Source organism: Bradyrhizobium sp. USDA 241, from assembly GCF_049739505.1.
In the GTDB taxonomy this organism is placed as follows: domain Bacteria; phylum Pseudomonadota; class Alphaproteobacteria; order Rhizobiales; family Xanthobacteraceae; genus Bradyrhizobium; species Bradyrhizobium liaoningense.
Genome location: NZ_JBMGPZ010000004.1, coordinates 1553851 through 1571449 on the forward strand (window position 1 = coordinate 1553851; position 17599 = coordinate 1571449).

Below are 17599 nucleotides of genomic sequence, written 5' to 3' on the forward strand. Positions count from 1 at the left end.
GATGGAACAGGACCGGAGAATCGCCGTCGTGACGGGCGGCAGCCGCGGCATCGGGCGGAGTACGGTTCTCAGTCTGGCAAGGCGAGGTGTTGACAGCATCTTCACCTTCAAAACTGCTTTTGCTGAGGCCGATGCGGTTGCGACGGCCGTTGAGGAGATCGGCCGGAGAGCCATTCCTTTGCAGCTTGATCTCGCGGAAGCGAGCAGCTTCGACGGTTTCGTACTGCAATTCCGCGAAGCACTTGGAGTTCTTGGCGCCACCCGTTTCGATTATCTCGTCAACAATGCCGGGATCTTGCATCATGGCAGGTTGGAAAGCACGACCGAGGCAGAACTCGATGCGATCTACCAGGTGAATTTCAAGGCAGTGTTCTTTCTCACTCAAAAATTGCTGCCTCTCATCAAGGACGGCGGCCGTATCGTCAACATGTCGAGTGGGCTCGCCCGGATCATCGTGCCCGGCAGCGGGCCGTACGGTGCATTCAAGGCTGCGATCGAGGTGCTGACGCGATACCAGGCAAAAGAACTCGGTGCTCGAGGCATAGCGGTCAACGCAGTCGTCCCCGTGGCGATCGGAGCTGATTTCAGTGACGATATGGTCTGGGAAAATCCCGAACTGAATGCCCAGGTCGGCAACATGACCGCGCTCGGTCGGCCGGTTGTACCGGAGGATATCGGTCCAATGATCGCTTCTCTGCTGTCCGATGAGAACCGTTGGATCAACGCGCAGTGCATCGAGGTCTGGGGCGGGATGGCCATCTAGCAGCCTTGCCGTCCCACCAAGAATGCTGTCGAGCCCGTTGCCTGCCATCGAACTCGTCGCGACCTAGGTCGGAACGTGCAGCATCCGCTGCGTGGCCGAGCTATTGGCCAAAAGCCATCCCGGCCCTAAAGCATGATCCGGAAAAGTGCGCAGCGGTTTTCCGAAAAGATCATGCTTAAACAACAACCTAAAGCGCGATGACGATTCATCCTAATCGCATCGCGCTTTAGATATCGATCGTCGCGCTGAGCGAGTGTTCCTGGATGAAGTCGCGGCGCGGCTCGACCACGTCGCCCATCAGCTTGGTGAAGATGTCGTCGGCCTCGTCGACCTCCTTGACCTTCACCTGGAGCAGCGAGCGTGCATCGATGTCCAGCGTCGTTTCCCAGAGCTGCTCCGGGTTCATCTCGCCGAGACCTTTGTAGCGCTGCAGCGTGATGCCCTTGCGGCCGGCGTCGGTGACGGCCTCGAACAGGTCGACCGGGCCGTAGACCATGTGCTCGACGTCCTTGCGCCTGAGCTTGCCGGGGCGGGCATAGACGTCCTGAAGCTTCACTGTGTACTCGTCGAGCTTGCGCGCCTCCGCGGACCCCAGGAAAGCGGCGTCGATGACAGCGGCTTCCTTGACGCCGCGCACGGTGCGCTCGAACTGGAAGCCCTGGGCTTCCACATATTGCCCGATCCAGCCGCGCTCGACCTCCTCCGCCTGGTTGTCCAGCCGGCTCGCGATGTACTGCGCGGCCGCCGCAGCCTTCTCCGGATCGCCGTAGATCGCCTTGTTCAGCACGCCGGTGATCGCGGCCTGCTCGATCACCTTGCGATTGTAGCGGCTGTGCAAGTTGCGCAGGATGCTGCGGACGACGCGGGCGTCGTCGACCAGCGAACGTAAGTCGCGCCCGGTGCGGTCGCCGCCGGCGCCGGAAATGAAGACGCAGTCGTCGAGGCCGGTGTCGATCAGATAGTCTTCCAGTGCCCGCTCGTCCTTCAGGTACTGCTCGGACTTGCCTCTGCTGACCTTATAGAGCGGCGGCTGGGCGATATAGAGATAGCCGCCGTCGATGATTTCGCGCATCTGGCGATAGAAGAAGGTGAGCAGCAGCGTGCGGATGTGGGCGCCGTCGACGTCGGCGTCCGTCATCACGATGATCTTGTGATAGCGCAGCTTCTCGATCGAGAATTCGTCGCTGATGCCGGTGCCGAGCGCGGTGATCAAGGTGCCGATCTGCTCCGACGAGAGCATCTTGTCGGGACGCACGCGTTCGACGTTGAGGATCTTGCCGCGCAGAGGCAATACCGCCTGGAATTCGCGGTTGCGGCCCTGCTTGGCGCTGCCACCTGCCGAGTCGCCCTCGACGATGAAGAGTTCGGACTTGGCCGGATCCTTTTCCTGGCAGTCGGCGAGCTTGCCCGGCAGCGAGGAGACGGAAAGCGGGCTCTTGCGGGTCAGCTCGCGCGCCTTTCGCGCGGCTTCGCGCGCCGCCGCGGCCTGGATCACCTTGCCGACGATCATCTTGGCTTCGCCCGGGTGCTCCTCGAACCAGGCCTGGAGCGCCTCGTTGAGGACGTTCTCGACCACGGGGCGCACTTCCGAGGACACCAGCTTGTCCTTGGTCTGCGACGAGAATTTCGGATCGGGCACCTTCACCGACAGGACGGCGGTGAGACCTTCGCGGCAGTCATCGCCGGTCAGCGCGATCTTTTCCTTCTTGGCGTTGGCCTCGGCATAGCCGTTGACCTGGCGCGTCAGCGCGCCGCGGAAGCCGGCGAGATGGGTGCCGCCGTCCCGCTGCGGGATGTTGTTGGTGAAGCACAGCACGTTCTCGTGGTAGCTGTCGTTCCACCACAACGCGGCCTCGACGCCGATGCCGTTGGCTGCCGAGCGCACCATGATCGGTGCCGGCACGATCGCCTTCTTGTTGCGGTCGAGATATTTGACGAATTCCTCGACGCCGCCGGAATAGTGCATCTCCTCGCGCTTCTCGACCGCATGACGCATGTCGGAGAGGACGATGTTGACGCCGGAATTGAGGAAGGCGAGTTCGCGCAGGCGGTGCTCGAGCGTGGCGAAATCGTATTCGATGTTCTTGAACGTCTCGGTCGAGGCCAGGAACGTCACCTCGGTGCCGCGCCTGCCCGGCGCGTCGCCGACCACCTTCAGCGGTGCGACGGCATCGCCATGGGCGAACTCGATATAGTGCTCCTTGTTGTCGCGCCAGATGCGCAGGCCGAGTTTGCTCGACAGCGCGTTGACGACGGAGACGCCGACGCCGTGCAGACCGCCGGAGACCTTGTAGGAGTTCTGGTCGAACTTACCGCCGGCGTGCAGCTGGGTCATGATGACCTCGGCCGCCGAGATGCCTTCGCCCTTGTGGATGTCGACGGGAATGCCGCGGCCGTCATCGCGCACGGTGACGGAATTGTCGGAATTGAGGATCACTTCGACCCGCGTGGCATGGCCCGCGAGTGCTTCGTCGATCGCGTTGTCGACGACCTCGTAGACCATGTGGTGCAGGCCCGAGCCGTCATCGGTGTCGCCGATATACATGCCCGGGCGCTTGCGGACGGCGTCCAGACCCTTGAGCACGCGGATCGATTCCGCCCCGTATTCGCTCGCGGTGGAGGGCTCGTTTTCGGCAGCAGGCTGCCGAGCAGGTTCTGTCATGAGAGGCCTTCGAGATGTCGCCCGAATCAGCGGCGCAAAAGGCGCTGATTTACACGGCTATTTGTGCCACGAAAGGCCGCTTGCGCCTAGCGCAAAGTCTCTCCCGGCAACCCTTTGAACAGATGGGGTTTTTAGGCCGATTTTCAAGGCTTTTGAAGTGCGATTTCCGGCACTGCAAAAAGCGCGATTCGAGGGCTCGTTCCGGGTCTTGCAAGACGTGGATTTTGCGGGTCGGGAACGGTGGTTCCGGGTCTTGGTGAAGTCGGTCGGGCCACCGGCTCGGGGCACCTCTCCCGCAAGCCTGCCAGCGGGAGAGGAGCGCACCGGCTTGGTGTAGCCTCAGTACATCTGAAGCGGCAGCACGTCTCCGACTGGCCCCACCAGGAGGCCCCAGGCCTCGCCGGCGGCAACGGTCAGCGCTTCGGTGCGGGCCGGGCGTCCGGACAGGCGTAGCGCGTACTGGTACTTGCCGGGCGGCAGGTCGAGCATCGGGCCTTTCGGCGATTGCGGGCCCCCTGCGCCGGCCGCGATCTTCACCGTCTGCTTGTTGATCGTCAGCGAGGCTTCGCTGGATCCCATGTTTCCGAGCACGAGCCTTGCCTGTCCCGCCTTCGGCATGATGTCGGCCTTGGCTGCGGCTCCGAATTCTTCTGCGCCAGATTGACCGTGGTCTCGCCCTTGGCGCGGCCGAGCTTGAGCACGGCCGGGCCTTGTGGCGAGGTGAAGTCGATCTGCGCGCGTTCTGCGGACACAGTCGCGCCGTCGCTCTTCTCCTGCCAGCCCTGGACAGCTCCGCACGGTAGAAGGCGAGGACGTCGCCGAGCGGTGCCGGGATGCTGGCCGTCAGCTCGCGGCGGAACGGCGCCTCGTTGCCCGGCATCTTTGTGGTGGCGAACGATTTTAGCGAACGCTGTGTCGGCACGGGCAGTTGGGAGTCGGGATCGAGCTTGAGCGGCTCGGATGATTTGGCCTGCACCTCCACCTCCGCGCCGGAGGCAGGCTTGGCCGCTTCCGTCACCAGGCCCGATCCATTGGCGCGGACATTCACCTTCGGACCCATCTGCATCACGGTCATCGAGATCGACTTGCCGCCCCTGGAGAACGTCATCACCGCCATGTTGGGCTGGTTGATGACGGAGGGCTGCTCCTTCCAGCCCGAGCTCTTCAGCGTCGTGCGGTAGAACGTGCTGAGCGCCTTCACGGTCGACGTGGACGAGAATTCGAGCCGGCCGTCGCTACCCTCGAACGTCACCCCCTCGGCGGTCTCGGGCAGCGGCACCGGCGTCTTGCTGTCGGCGCGCGCATTGAGCGGCGCATCGGACAGGGAAGCCGCTTGCGCCTTGCGCCTGGCCTCATCAGCGGCAATGAGCTGCTGGGCCGCGCCCAACGCATCGCCAAGGAATTTTTCGTCGGCCTCCTTCTTCGCCCTGGCGCGGGCGGCAAGCGCGGATTCCTTTACCTGCGCGGTCAGGCTGATCATGGTGAAATCGTATTTGCGGCCGAGCCGCAGCACGGCGGTTTCCTCCGCCGAGGAAATCTGGATCGCGACCTCGTCGCCGGGTGCGAGGGGCGCGCTGCCATCCTCCTGCCAGCCACGTGCGGCGAGCTCGCGACGATAGAAGGCGAGCACGGCAGGCAGCTCGGCCATCGCGGCCGCCGAGATCTCGCGCTTGTTGGAGCTTGCACCGCCGAGGCCCCTTGCAGATTTGGTCGGCTTGGGGCGCGGCAGGCCGGCCATGTCGTCGTCAGCCTGAAGCGCCTCCGGCAGCGCGAACGGCGCCACCCGGATCTCGACATTGGTCCTTCCGTCGTCGCGGCGCGTCAGGGTCAGCATGACCGGCTTCTGCTTGTAGAACTGCGTCGTGTCGCCATCGGGATGGTCGTAGAAGACGCGCATGCCGTTCGGGACGGTCTCGGCGAGATCGGCGTTCGGCCAGCGCGCCGCGGTCTCGGGCGTGAGCTTGCGCCAGCCCATCGCCGCCATCTCCTTGGCGAAGAAGGCCGAGGTCGCATCGAGCGCGCCGGGCGCGATGCAGCCGAGATAGGGCCGGGTCTCGTCGAACACGAGTTCGGTCGCGCCGTCCGGAAACGGCACGTTGGAATAGATCCGGTTCGGCGTGTAGGACACGGCGGACTGGCCGCGGGCCTGCGTGAAGGAGGCGCGGAGCCCCTGCCGTCCCTTCTTGAAGGTCAGCGTGGAGCTCTTCTCGTCCAGCGGATACACATAGGGCACCCAGCCGTCCGCGCTCAGCAGCTTCTTCGCCGCTTCCGACGTGGCGGCAACCCCGGTCGGCACGGTGTACGTCACACGATAGGTGTCCGGGCGCGAGCTATCCTCCACCGCGCCGTCCAGCCGCGGCAAGGTATGGACGTCGACGATGCCTTCGTCGGCCGCGCTCGCGGGATGTGGGCGCTCGCCATCGCGAGAATGCCGCAGGCAAGCAGCAGCCATCTTGCCGGGGCTTGCGCCCCGCGCCGGATCATCGGCATCGTCAAAGCTCCGGATTTGGGCGCGGCTTCAAGTCCGCGCAATTGCAGGCTGCGGCACCATCGGCGCGGCCTCGACGAGAAGTCGCTGCAGGAACCGGCCAGGTTCAACAGGCGGCGCAGGAGCTGCGCGGTGCGCGCAGGCAGGGCTCAATACAGCTGGAGCGGCGGCCACGCCGCTCCGTCGCGCCCGACCGTGAGCTCCCAGGTATCGCCAGCCGTGACGGTGAGCACGTTCGTGGTGGCCGGACGGCCCGGCACGCTCAGTGCGTAGGGGTATTTGCCGGGCACGAGGTCCAGCGCGACGGCATTGGCGCCGGCGGGGCGCGGGATGGTCCGCTCGCTGATCTCGAGCACGGCTTCGTTCTCGCCGATGTTGCTGAACACCAGCTTCGCCCGGCCGGGCTCGGGCAGGACGTTCGCCCGGGTCGCGACATCGGAATTCTTCTGCACGAGATACACCGCGGTGCTGCCGCCGTTGCGATCGAGCTCCAGCGTTGCCGGCCCGATCGGGGAGACGAAGGCGAGGCGCGCGTGATCGGCGGTGACCACCGCGCCATCCTGCCGTTCCTGCCAACCGAGCTTTCGAAGCTCGGTTCGATAGAAGGCGAGGACGTCGTCGAGCGCTGCGGGCACGCGGGCTTCGAGCCGGGTCCGGAGCGGCTCTTCGAGGCCGGGCATCACGGTGGTGTGGATCCCCCTATAGCTGTAGCGGGTCGGTGCAGGCAGCCTGGCAGCGGGATCGAGCGTGAGCGCGGCCGAGAACAGCGGCGGCAGATTCGACACGAAGGCGCCGGCGCTGGCCGCGAGCAGGCAGCTCGCGAAGAGAGCGAGACCGCACGCAACAAGCTGCCATCGTGCCGGAGCTTGCGCCCCACGCCCCACCGTCGCCATGCTCATGCTCCAAGGAAATCGCGCGTCTGAAATCCTGCGCCGATGGCCGCCCCTGGCAGCCACAAGCAGCTAGTCGCTGATGGAAACGGGCGGGTTCAATGTGGCGGCCTACCTTCGCGCCGAGACTCGTCCGCTCTCGACGTCAAAGACCTCGCCGCCCGCGCCGATCTCGGCGAACGCCGCAGGATCCGCGCCGGTCAGCCACACCTGCGCGCCGAGCTTCTTCAGTTCCTCGAACAGCGCCGTACGGCGGTTCGGATCGAGATGCGAGACCACCTCGTCGAGCAGCAGCAGCGGCACGATGCCGGTCATCTCGGCGACCAACGTCGCATGCGCGAGCACGAGGCCGATCAGGAGCGCCTTCTGCTCGCCGGTGGAGGCATCGCGCGCCGGCATGCTCTTGGGCGCATAGACGACCTGCAGATCGGTGAGATGGGGACCGTCGGTGGTGCGGCCGGCAATCGCGTCGCGCGGGCGGTTGTCGCGCAGGATCTGGCGGTAGCGATCCTCGACCGAGGTCGCGGTCTCCGTCAGCAGCGCGTTCTCCATCCAGCCGTCGAGTGCGATCTGCGCCGAGGGGAAGGCGGAAGCCTGCGCGCGCGCGTTGAGCATGCCGGTGAGCCTTGCCGCGGTCTGGCCGCGCGTTGCCGCCACCGCGACCGCGAGCTCCGCCGTCTCGCGCTCGATCGCGTCACACCAATGGTCGTCGTAATTGCGCGTCTCCAGCAGGCGGTTGCGCGAGCGCAGCGAGCGTTCGAGTGCGTTGATCCGGCTGGAATGCTCGCTGTCGATCGCGAGCACCAGGCGATCGAAGAAGCGCCGCCGTTCGGAGGCTGCGCCCATGAACAGCCCGTCCATCGCCGGCGTCAGCCACACCATGCGGATGTGGTCGCCGAAGGCGCTGGCAGAACCCACCGGCTCGCGGTCGATGCGGCAGCGCCGGCTGACGGAGCTGTCAGCGCGCGGCGCGTCGCTGCCGGTGCCGAGCGTCGCAAGCCCCAGCGCGCCCTCGACCTGCGCGGACACGGCCCAGGAGCCGTCGCCCTGGTTGTCGGCAACGTCTTCCAGCGTCGCGCGCCTTAGACCCCGCCCCGGCGACAGGAACGAGATCGCCTCGATGCAATTGGTCTTGCCTGCCCCGTTCGGCCCGACCAGCGCCACCATGTCAGCCGCCGTCTCGAGCCCCGCCGCCCGATAATTGCGAAAATGCGTCAGCGTCAGGCGATGAATGCGGGAGGGGGTCATGGGATCCGCTTTTCGTCATGCCCGGCCTCGTGCCGGGCATCCACGTTCTTGGACTCCGAAGACGTGGATGGCCGGGACAAGCCCGGCCATGACGGATGTAGTTGATAGGTCGGGATGTTGGTAGGTCTCACACCCGCATCGGCATCAGCACGTACAGGGCGCTCTTGTCGTCACGGTCCTGCACCAGGGTGGGCGAGCCGGGGTCGGCGAGCCTCAAGGTCGCGACGTCGCCTTCGATCTGGGCGGCGATGTCGAGCAGGTAGCGGGAGTTGAAGCCGACATCGAGGGCGTCGGAGGCGTATTCGACCTCGAGCTCTTCGGTCGCGCTGCCGGAATCCGGGTTGGTCACCGACAGCACCAGCTTGCCCGGCGACAGCGACAGCTTGACCGCCCGCCCGCGCTCGCTGGAGATCGTGGAGACGCGATCGACCGCATTCTCGAAATCCTTCTTGTCGACGACGAGCTCCTTGTCGTTGTTCTGCGGGATGACGCGGCCGTAATCCGGAAAGGTGCCGTCGATCAGCTTCGAGGTCAGCACGACGTTGCCGATGGTGAAGCGGATCTTGGCCTGCGACAGCTCGATCGTCATCTCGGCGTCGGTATCCTCGATCAGGCGCTGCACCTCGCCGACGGTCTTGCGCGGCACGATCACGCCGGGCATGCCCTCGGCGCCCTTGGGCTGCACCAGATCGAGCTGGGCGAGGCGGTGGCCGTCGGTGGCGACGCCGCGCAGGGTGGCGGCCTTCGGCGTGCCGGCGGCGTGCAGATAGATGCCGTTGAGGTAGTAGCGCGTCTCCTCGGTGGAGATCGCGAACTGGGTGCGGTCGATCAGCCGCTTGACGTCCTTGGCGGCGAGCGAGAACGAGTGCGACATGTCGCCTGCGGCCAGATCCGGGAAATCGTTCTCCGGCAGCGTCTGCAGCGTGAAGCGCGAGCGGCCGGCGCGGATCGCCAGCACGGCGCGGTCGCCGTCGGCTTCCAGCACGATCTGCGAGCCATCGGGCAGCTTGCGCACGATGTCGTAGAACATGTGCGCCGGCACGGTGGTGGAACCGGCAGTCGCGGTTTCCGCCGGCAGCGTCTCCGTCACCTCGAGGTCGAGGTCGGTCGCCTTCAGCGATAATTTCGCGTTCTCGGCGCGAACCAGCACGTTGCCGAGGATGGGAATGGTGTTGCGGCGCTCGACCACGCGGTGGACATGGCCCAGCGACTTCAGGAGTTGCGCGCGTTCGACCGTAACCTTCATTGCACTACTCGCCCGATCCCCAAGGAAAAACACAGCGTTGAGACGGCCGGGCGGCGGGACGCGCGCCACGGCACCGAAGACCCCGAGAAGCCGGATCCAGCCGATATGATCAAAGCCTTCAGGGTCGCGCAAGGTGGCTCGGATGGCCCCCGGATTCAAGGGATCGGAGGCAGTTCCCCACGATTTACAGGCAGTTTCGGCCGTATCGAGCCGTCATGCCCGGGCTTGTCCCGGGCATCCACGTTCTTGGTGCCGCAGGGAAAGGCGTGGATGGCCGGGACAAGCCCGGCCATGACGCTGTTGTGGGGCCGCCGGTGTGCGCGAGCCTCCGCGACGATTGACCTGCCGCAGGCGGGGAGAGGCCAAAGAAGTAGGCCCTTACTCCTGGAGCTGGCGCTTCAGCGACTCGACCTCTTCCGACAGCGCGGTGTCCTTGGAGACCAGCGCCTCGATCTTGCGCACCGCGTGCAGCACGGTGGTGTGGTCGCGTCCGCCGAAGCGGCGGCCGATCTCGGGCAGCGAGCGCAAGGTCAGCGTCTTGGCGAGATACATCGCCACCTGGCGCGGGCGGACCACGTTGGCGGTGCGGCGCGAGGACAACAGGTCGGAGCGGCTGACATTGTACTGCCGCGCCACCACGCGCTGGATGTCCTCGATCTTGATCCGCTTCGGCTCCTGCGGCCGGACCAGGTCGCGCACCTCGTGCTCCGCCATTTCCAGCGTCACCGGCCGGTTGTTGAGCTTGGAATGCGCGAGCAGACGGTTGATCGCGCCTTCGAGGTCGCGCCCGTTATGAGTGATGGTGCGCGCCAGATAGTGCAGCACCTCCTCGGGCACTTCGAACGTCGCATGATGGGCGCGGGCAGCTGCGACGCGCGACTTGAGGATGCCGTGGCGCAGCTCCTCGCCGAGCGAGCCCATCTCGACCACGAGCCCGCCTGCGAGACGCGAGCGCACGCGGTCATCGAGGCTTTCGAGGTCGGACGGCGGACGGTCGGCAGCGATCACGACCTGGCGGCCGGCGTCGATCAGCGCGTTCAGCGTGTGGCAGAATTCGGCCTGCGTCGACTTGCCCTGCAGGAACTGCAGATCGTCGATCACGAGCACGTCGATGCCGCGCAGCGCTTCCTTGAAGGCCAGCGCCGTCTGCGTCTTCAGCGCGGCGACGAAGCCGTACATGAATTTTTCAGCGGTGAGATAAAGCACCTTGCGCTCGTTGCCGGAATTGCCGGCCCAGGTTACCGCCTGGAGCAGGTGCGTCTTGCCGAGGCCGACGCCGGCATGGATGTAGAGCGGGTTGAACATCACGGGGGCGCCGCGGCGACCTTCGGCGACCTGGCGCGCGGCCGCGTGCGCCAGCGTGTTGGAGCGGCCGACGACGAAGCTCGCGAAGGTCAGGCGCGGATCGAGCGGCGAGCCGCCGAGCGCGTCGTGACTGGCCGAGACCGGCGCGGTCGCGGTCGAGCGCAGCTCCGGCGACGGCGCGCGGCGCGCCTCGACCGGCGCGGGCGCTTCCTTCGTTTGCACCACCGGGCGCACAGCGGAGCGAACGGTGAGATCGATGCGATGCACCTCCGGCATCTCGGCCTGCCAGCACGACAGCACGCGCTCGGCATAGTGGGCCTGGATCCAACTCTTCAGGAAACGCGTCGGCACCGAGAGCCGCACGCTCTCGTCCTGCACGCCTTCCAGATCCATGCGTGCAAACCAGCTCGTGTAAACGTCCTCGCCAACGCTAGAGCGCAGCCGACCCTTCACGCGTGACCAGCGATCCTGTTCCATTGTCATCGTCAGAAAACTTCTCTCGAGAGATATAGTTGCGTTGTGAGCGCCATGCAGGGTTCCTGCCACGGTCCCTGCAGTGGCGCGACCTCAAGCGAGTCCATCGTCAGGCAATGCTCGACCGTTCGGCGCGGACGCCGCAAGTCAGATCAGCGATGTCTGGGGATGGAAGGGTCGCGAGGTCAGCGCGTACTCGGCGCTCCGTCACACGCGGGAGGCTGGATATCCGACGGAGCTGGAACGGCATCGTTGGAATAGGAAACGTGCTTCAATACCGCGTTGAGTCCGTAAGACATGATACCTCCCCGTCCTGCCGTGATCACTCACGACAAGGTCCTGCGTGTCCTGAAGACAACCGCGCCGTACTCCTGTCGCGGATGCCTGCCCAATGTACTGGTCGTCCGCTCGACTTCGCCACCTTGCGTGCCGGGATAGCATTGCGATGTCTCTCATATTGCGCCGGGCGCTAGCGGGAAGATCCCGCTTGGAGACATTCAGACAAACAGCTACCATTCCCATATTGCTATGGGTTTTGAACCGACATCGCTTGTTGAAGCGTCGCCTACGTGCACACCGCCGCCGATTTGCACGTTCGCCCCGTTTCCTAAACCGCACTGGTCTGAAGATCGTGGGCGCCGCTGACGACTTAAGGAATACACTAAGCGGAAAGACTCGCAACGAAATTGATTCACACTTGAGGCGTCAAAAAACTTGACCTCGGTTAACGCCGCGCGCGGGTTGTTCACAGGCTCCGAAGCAAGTTTTTGAATCCGTGCACAGAATCGAGAATGTCGCGCGGCGTGTGACAATTTTCGGCCACCGCCAAAATTTTTTAACAAATTCGTCACGCGCCCGACGTGCGAGCGAATTTTCCAAATGCTTGTCGCTGCTATGTTGATAAGTGATTATTGGTGCATCGCTTTTCGAGACTCGTTTTGCAGGGTAACTCCACGGCGCACTTGGTCCAGTGAATCTACGGTGTGCAGAACTCTCGTCCGCCGCCAATTCAATTCGAGCCCGCGGCGCAGGGATTTTTGCAACGCGGTGAAGCTTCCGCCGTTGCACGTCGTCGGCAAGATAACGCAGACGGTGCGTCCACGATCGAACTTCGCTTGACCGCTTGCGTGAATATGACAGTCAACAAAAAAGCCCGGCGCGATGCCGGGCTGTTTGACGCGCTGACCGGATCGACCGATCAGATGATGTCGCGAGATTACTTCGCGAGCTTGGCGATCTGCGCGGTGAGGCGCGAGACTTTGCGGCTGGCGTTGTTCTTGTGAATGATGTTGCGCTGGGCGGCGCGCATCAGAGCGGGCTCGGCACTCGCGAGTGCCTTGACGGCAGCGGCGCGATCGCCGGTCTTGATGGCTTCCTCGACGGTGCGCACGGCGCCGCGCATCTGGGTGCGGCGCGATTTGTTGACGGCTGTGCGGCGGGCGATCTTGCGCGTCGCTTTCTTGGCGGAAGTGGTATTGGCCATGGTCTCAATGTCCTTTGCGGGTACCGGTCGCGTCTTGGTCGGGTAGCGCCGGCTTGCTTGACCGCGTAATCGACGCTCGGATTTAGGGTGTTCGGTTGCTGGGCCGTTCCTGGAACATGAGCGACGGCCTTGCGGCTGTCTCTGAGGCTCCAAAGAGTCTTCAAGCTCGAGAGTGGCTTCAAGCTCAAGGTGCCTGCAACTGCTCAAAGAACAGCGGCGGCAGGATTGCGCCCACCGCCAATTGGCGCCCTTATAGAGAGGGTCTTTGGCACCGTCAACGCTTTCGGGAGCCGGAAATCCGGCCTTTGACGGCCTGAATGGAGCCGTAACGCCCTGAAGAGGTTGAATTTCTGCCGTCGTCCGGCTATTGGCTGGCAACGTTCCAAGAGGTCGTCCGATCGGACGACCATCGTAGGTGAGGCATGATCCGCGGCTTTTTCCGACTGATTGGGCTGTTGCTGCTCGCCGGCGGGTTCATCTTCATGGTCTATGACGGCGCCCGCTGGGTCGCCGACCAGACCCTCAGGTTCACCCGGTTCGGCCAGTTCTGGAACGACATCAATCAGGCCAGCCAGGCGGCGTTCCGCACCTGGGTCGAGACCAAGGCCCCCTGGCTCTGGACCTCGGTGATCCGCCTCGTGCTGGATCAGCCGGTCTTCGCCGTGCTCGGCATTCTGGGCATTCTCCTGATGATCCTGTTCCGCCCGCGCAAGCCGTTGATCGGCTATTCCCGGGATTGATCTTCACTTCCCGCCGCGCTGCTGGGTTGCGCACAGGCCATTCCGACCGCGAGCACCCATTCGTCAACGGCGCGAAGCTGGAGCCGCTTTACGATCGGGGTTGGCGTGAGCACTTGAGCCAGTTCCGGGCTCGCTGCACCTCTCCCGCTTGCGGGAGAGGTCGCATTGCATCGTGAGATGCAATGCGGGTGAGGGCTCTTTCCTCGAGATGATGGTCCTTTTGTGGAGACACCCTCTCCCCAACCCTCTCCCGCAAGCGGGAGAGGGAGCGTACCGCGCCCGTTGCTCATAGCCCCCGTTCAACGCTTTATTAACCATAACCGGTGCATCACTGGAGCCGTCTCGTTTCGAGGGATAAGTCCGGTGCCGGTTGCACGCGCGTTTCGATGGTCGATCTTGGCAGCGTCCCTGGCAGCGTCCGCCGCGCTTGCCCTCGGCGGCTGCATGCAGACCGCCGGTCCCGTCGCGGTGATGCAGCCGCGCGCCGATCTCGACTCCATGGCCTATGGCCAGCCCTACAGCGCGCCGCAGCCGGTCGTCGTCGCCAACAACGGCGGTGGCGCCATCGCAGCGCTCAGCGACTCCTTTGCAGCGTCGCCCGCACCGATGCCGATCGGCTACGCGGCGCCGATGACGGTGCGCCACGGCACCTCCTACCATCTCGACGCCGGCGACAAGCTTCGCGTCGTCGTCTACGGCCAGGAAGGTCTCACCAACAGCTATTCGATCGATGCCGGCGGCTCCATCACCATGCCGCTGATCGGCGCCGTGCCGGCGCGCGGCCGCACCACGGCAGGTCTGGCCGGCGAGATCGCCGCGCGCCTGCGCAACGGCTACATCCGCGAGCCCTCGGTGGCGGTCGAGATCGAGGCCTATCGTCCGTTCTTCATCCTGGGCGAGGTCCTCGCGCCCGGCCAGTATCCTTACGTGCCGAACATGACGGTCGAGAGCGCGGTCGCCATCGCCGGCGGTTTCTCGCCGCGCGCCAAGCGCGACCTGGTCACCATCACGCATACCGAGAACGGCGGCGCCATGCGCGCCGTGGTGCCGCTCGGCACACCCCTCAGCCCGGGCGATACCGTGTTCGTCGGCGAGCGCTGGTTCTAGGTTTCGGCCAACTCTCTCCTCGTCATTCCGGGGCGCGCGTAGCGCGAGCCCGGAATGACAGCGGAAAGAGAAGCGTCCTACTTCAAATGCTTCGCGAAGAACGCCATGCTGCGCGGCCAGGCGATGTCGGCGCTGGCCTTGTCGTAGCTGGCGCGCTCGTCGCAATGGAAGCCGTGCTGGGCGCCCGGATAGATGAAGACCTCGACGTCGGGCCGTTTCGACTTGATGGTCTCGACGTCGGTCAGCGGGATGCCGGCATCCTTCTCGCCGAAATGCAGCTGCGTCGGCACCTTCGGCGTCTCGTCGGCAAAGCGCACGACCGCGCCGCCGTAATAGCCCACCGCGGCCTTCAGCCCCGACAGCCGCGTCGCCGCGACGAAGGCGACGCTGCCGCCGAGACAGAAGCCGATGATGCCAACGGGGCCGACACTCTTTGCGGCATCGATCGCGGCTTGCGTGTCGCGCAGCATCGCGGCCCAATCCGGATTGGCGACGAACTTGCGCGCCTCCGCGATCTCGTCGGGCGAATAGCCCGACTGGAAGTTCGGTGACGTCCGGTCGAAGATCGACGGCGCGATCGCGACATAACCTTCCTTCGCCAGCCGGTCGCAGACCGAGCGGATGTGGTGATTGACCCCGAAGATCTCCTGGATCACCACGACCGCGCCCTTCGGCGTGCCGGAGGGGTCAGCGCGATAGGCGCCGAGCTGGAAATTGTCGGAGGCCGTCAGCTTGATGTCCTGTCCCACGCGAATTGTCCTTCTTCTTGATGGTCGTTAGTTGGGAATTCTACTCGCGCCACAGTCTCGTCATGCCCGGGCTTGTCCCGGGCATCCACGTTCTTGGCGCCGCACGAAGGATCGTGGATGGCCGGGACAAGCCCGGCCATGACGATGTGGCAACTTCAATGCGCGACAGCGCGGATACGATTTCTTCTCTGGGTCATGAAGGGCCGCCATCACTCCCACATCCAGTTCTCGCCGTAGTCCTCCTTCCATCCTGCCAGCCGTCCGTGACGGAATTGCAGGAACAGGCGGTGACGGTAGGGGATCAGGCCGCTGCCGCCGATGTTGCGCAGCGCGAGATAGATCTCGTTGCCGGGACGCCCTCGGACATATTGCAGCGGCTGGCCGAGGGCGCGCGCGGTCTGCTCCGCATCCATGCCGAAGGCGAGCGGCGTGTTGTTCGACAAGGTCGCGACGAAGGGCCGGCGCGGCGGTATGGCGCCGAACGGTTCCGCCTGCGCAGATACCGACAGCAACATCGCGCCCGCAGCCAGCATCATCAGCTTCATCGCCTACGTCCTTGCTTGATCGACCTGTGCCGGCAAGTTCTTCAGGAAAGGCGCGACCGCGTCAACAAAAGCCTTGGGCTGATCGATGTTGACGGCGTGTCCGGCCGCGGGGATCACGACCTTTTGTGCGCCGGGGATCTTCGCCGCCATGTAGTCGGACGCGGCGAGGAATGGCGTGTCGTCGGCGCCGACCACGATCAGTGACGGCACCTTGATGTCGGGCAATAGCTCCATCACGCGCGCATCGCGCTGGGTCAGCATGCCGCGCGCGGCCAGCGCCAGCCCATTGGCGTTGCGATGGCTGGCGGTGGCGCGCTCGCGCGTCGCCGATTTCAGCATCTCGAGGCCTTCGCGGTCGAGCCTGTCGGCGGTCGCAAGCGCCCGCGCGTTCCAGGCCTCGCGCGCGTCGTCCTTCTTGAAGCCAGGACCGGTGTCGATGATCAGCAGCGCGCGGGCACGATCGGGATGCGCGCGATAGAACGCAAGCGACATGTAGCCGCCGAGCGAGAGACCGCCGATGATGGCGCGCTTCGCTCCGACCGCATCGAGGATCGCCGCCATGTCGCCGACGGTCAGCGCTTCGCTGTATGCGCTCGGATCATCGGGATAGTCGGACTGGCCGTGGCCGCGCATGTCCCACAGGATCAGCTTGTGATCCCTCGCGAACGCTTCGACCTGCCCATGCCACATCGCCGAGGTCGAGGAATAGCCGTGCGTCAGCAGCAACGGCGGCCCCTCGCCATGAACCTCGTAGTAGATATTGACGCCGTCCCGATCGATCCTCGGCATTGCTTCCGCCCTTTCGTTTTATTCCAGCCGCGACTTCAGTGCTTCACCCTCCATGGAAGGGGAGAGGAATCGCATATGATCTCTCGGAAAGGTCTGAGCAAGCGCCTCGTCCTTAGACGACCGCTCCGCGGTCTCCTCAGAGCCTGACCGAAAAAGGGTGAGCGGTTTTGGCGGGCCTGTGATTCCTTCGGATTTGCAAAGATTCGAGGGAGGACACCATGCCGTGGACCAAAGCCGCTCGTCTCCAGTATCAGCGCAGTGGGCTGCGTTACACAAGTGATCTGACCGATGCAGAATGGGCGTTGATCGCCCGGCAGATGCCGCCGCGCCGGCGATTGGGCCGGCCGCGGGAGGTCGACCTACGCGAGATCGTGCAGGCAATCTTCTATATTCTGTCGAGCGGCTGCCAATGGCGAGCCTTGCCGAAGGAGTTCCCGCCATACTCGACGGTGCAGGGCTATTTTTACGCTTGGCGCGACACGGGTAGATGGCAGGAGATCGTCGAAGCCTTGGTTCGGAAGGCACGTCGGAAACTAGGACGAAAGCCCACACCGACAGCTGCCGTCATCGATAGTCAGACGGCCTCGACAACGGAGGCCGGCGGGCCGCGTGGATTCGACGCCGGCAAGCGTCTCCATGGGCGCAAGCGCCATATCGTGACCGACACCAACGGCTTTCTGCTGGCTGCATATGTTCATCCCGCCAACATTCAGGACGTCCATGGTGCCGTTCCCCTGTTGGAGGACTTGCGAGGCCGCTTCCCAAGGCTTGAGCATGTCTTTGCCGACCGGATCTATCGCGGCAAACAGCTTGTCAACGCACTCTCCGGCTGTGGGCCGTGGACGATCGAGATCGTTGAGCGACCGCTCGGAGTCAAAGGCTTCCAGCTCCTGCCCAGGCGCTGGGTTGTCGAGCGTACCTTTGCATGGCTCGGCAGATGCCGGCGCCTGTCCAAAGACTTCGAAGGCTCGGCCGCCACCGAGCTCGCATGGCTGCTCATCGCCCATCTGAGGGGCCTAATTCGCCGACTGGCCAGACCTTGAAAGCGTTCTTGCGCTTTTTGAGTCAGGCTCTCAGGATGAGGCTTCGCTAGAGCGGTGTCCTTTGAAA

The 17599-nt window shown here is 64.6% G+C and carries 13 protein-coding genes and 1 pseudogene; 4 read left to right on the forward strand and 10 right to left on the reverse strand.

Annotated features, from left to right (window positions below):
* Position 1 precedes the first annotated feature (1 nt).
* A complete protein-coding gene (locus ABIF91_RS17155) occupies positions 2–763 on the forward strand; it encodes an SDR family NAD(P)-dependent oxidoreductase (protein WP_424579273.1) in 762 nt (253 codons plus the stop codon).
* Between the two features lie 226 nt (positions 764–989).
* Here the strand turns inward: ABIF91_RS17155 and gyrB are convergent, their stop codons facing one another.
* From gyrB to rpsT, 7 genes and pseudogenes are all read right to left on the reverse strand, one after another.
* Positions 990–3425, reverse strand: a complete 2436-nt coding sequence (gene gyrB, locus ABIF91_RS17160) for a DNA topoisomerase (ATP-hydrolyzing) subunit B (RefSeq protein ID WP_028178120.1) — start codon at positions 3423–3425, stop codon at positions 990–992.
* A gap of 339 nt (positions 3426–3764) precedes the next feature.
* Positions 3765–5915 (reverse strand): annotated as a pseudogene (locus tag ABIF91_RS17165) (hypothetical protein).
* Between the two features lie 147 nt (positions 5916–6062).
* Positions 6063–6806, reverse strand: coding sequence for a hypothetical protein (locus tag ABIF91_RS17170; RefSeq protein WP_028178121.1), 744 nt, complete (start codon positions 6804–6806; stop codon positions 6063–6065).
* Positions 6807–6914: 108 nt separating this feature from the next.
* A complete protein-coding gene (gene recF, locus ABIF91_RS17175; RefSeq protein WP_028178122.1) occupies positions 6915–8051 on the reverse strand; it encodes a DNA replication/repair protein RecF in 1137 nt (378 codons plus the stop codon).
* Positions 8052–8178: 127 nt separating this feature from the next.
* Positions 8179–9297 carry a DNA polymerase III subunit beta gene (gene dnaN / locus ABIF91_RS17180; protein WP_424579274.1) on the reverse strand — a complete coding sequence of 373 codons (1119 nt, stop codon included), beginning with the start codon at positions 9295–9297 and terminating at the stop codon, positions 8179–8181.
* A 378-nt stretch (positions 9298–9675) separates the two neighbouring features.
* A complete protein-coding gene (gene dnaA / locus ABIF91_RS17185; RefSeq protein WP_028178124.1) occupies positions 9676–11085 on the reverse strand; it encodes a chromosomal replication initiator protein DnaA in 1410 nt (469 codons plus the stop codon).
* Positions 11086–12292: 1207 nt separating this feature from the next.
* A complete protein-coding gene (rpsT, locus tag ABIF91_RS17190; RefSeq protein WP_028178125.1) occupies positions 12293–12559 on the reverse strand; it encodes a 30S ribosomal protein S20 in 267 nt (88 codons plus the stop codon).
* 422 nt (positions 12560–12981) lie between these two features.
* Here rpsT and ABIF91_RS17195 point away from each other — a divergent pair, with 422 nt between their 5' ends.
* Both ABIF91_RS17195 and ABIF91_RS17200 read left to right on the forward strand, forming a co-directional pair.
* The gene (locus ABIF91_RS17195) at positions 12982–13299 is read left to right on the forward strand and encodes a hypothetical protein (RefSeq protein ID WP_424579275.1); all 318 of its coding nucleotides are present in this window, start codon (positions 12982–12984) and stop codon (positions 13297–13299) included.
* Between the two features lie 363 nt (positions 13300–13662).
* Entirely contained in the window at positions 13663–14406 is a 744-nt protein-coding gene (locus tag ABIF91_RS17200; protein WP_028178127.1) for a polysaccharide biosynthesis/export family protein, read from the forward strand.
* Positions 14407–14483: 77 nt separating this feature from the next.
* Here ABIF91_RS17200 and ABIF91_RS17205 read toward each other — a convergent pair whose 3' ends face one another.
* The 3 genes from ABIF91_RS17205 to ABIF91_RS17215 form a co-directional block, all read right to left on the reverse strand.
* Entirely contained in the window at positions 14484–15155 is a 672-nt protein-coding gene (locus ABIF91_RS17205) for a dienelactone hydrolase family protein (protein WP_028178128.1), read from the reverse strand.
* 209 nt (positions 15156–15364) lie between these two features.
* On the reverse strand, positions 15365–15700 hold the full coding sequence (locus tag ABIF91_RS17210; protein WP_028178129.1) for a hypothetical protein: 336 nt from the start codon (positions 15698–15700) through the stop codon (positions 15365–15367).
* A gap of 3 nt (positions 15701–15703) precedes the next feature.
* Complete coding sequence (locus tag ABIF91_RS17215; RefSeq protein WP_028178130.1) at positions 15704–16489, reverse strand: alpha/beta fold hydrolase; 786 nt, start codon at positions 16487–16489, stop codon at positions 15704–15706.
* Between the two features lie 218 nt (positions 16490–16707).
* Between ABIF91_RS17215 and ABIF91_RS17220 the strand changes: the two genes are divergently transcribed.
* Positions 16708–17532 (forward strand): IS5 family transposase, encoded by an 825-nt coding sequence (locus ABIF91_RS17220; RefSeq protein ID WP_424579276.1) that lies wholly within the window; start codon positions 16708–16710, stop codon positions 17530–17532.
* Positions 17533–17599: the final 67 nt, after the last annotated feature.

Excerpts from the sequence above, each read along its gene's own strand:
- ABIF91_RS17155 (WP_424579273.1), top strand. The coding sequence starts at position 2 with ATGGAACAGGACCGGAGAATCGCCGTCGTGACGGGCGGCAGCCGCGGC.
- gyrB (WP_028178120.1), bottom strand. The coding sequence starts at position 3,425 with ATGACAGAACCTGCTCGGCAGCCTGCTGCCGAAAACGAGCCCTCCACC.
- ABIF91_RS17170 (WP_028178121.1), bottom strand. The coding sequence starts at position 6,806 with ATGGCGACGGTGGGGCGTGGGGCGCAAGCTCCGGCACGATGGCAGCTT.
- recF (WP_028178122.1), bottom strand. The coding sequence starts at position 8,051 with ATGACCCCCTCCCGCATTCATCGCCTGACGCTGACGCATTTTCGCAAT.
- dnaN (WP_424579274.1), bottom strand. The coding sequence starts at position 9,297 with ATGAAGGTTACGGTCGAACGCGCGCAACTCCTGAAGTCGCTGGGCCAT.
- dnaA (WP_028178124.1), bottom strand. The coding sequence starts at position 11,085 with ATGACAATGGAACAGGATCGCTGGTCACGCGTGAAGGGTCGGCTGCGC.
- rpsT (WP_028178125.1), bottom strand. The coding sequence starts at position 12,559 with ATGGCCAATACCACTTCCGCCAAGAAAGCGACGCGCAAGATCGCCCGC.
- ABIF91_RS17195 (WP_424579275.1), top strand. The coding sequence starts at position 12,982 with ATGATCCGCGGCTTTTTCCGACTGATTGGGCTGTTGCTGCTCGCCGGC.
- ABIF91_RS17210 (WP_028178129.1), bottom strand. The coding sequence starts at position 15,700 with ATGAAGCTGATGATGCTGGCTGCGGGCGCGATGTTGCTGTCGGTATCT.
- ABIF91_RS17215 (WP_028178130.1), bottom strand. The coding sequence starts at position 16,489 with ATGCCGAGGATCGATCGGGACGGCGTCAATATCTACTACGAGGTTCAT.
- ABIF91_RS17220 (WP_424579276.1), top strand. The coding sequence starts at position 16,708 with ATGCCGTGGACCAAAGCCGCTCGTCTCCAGTATCAGCGCAGTGGGCTG.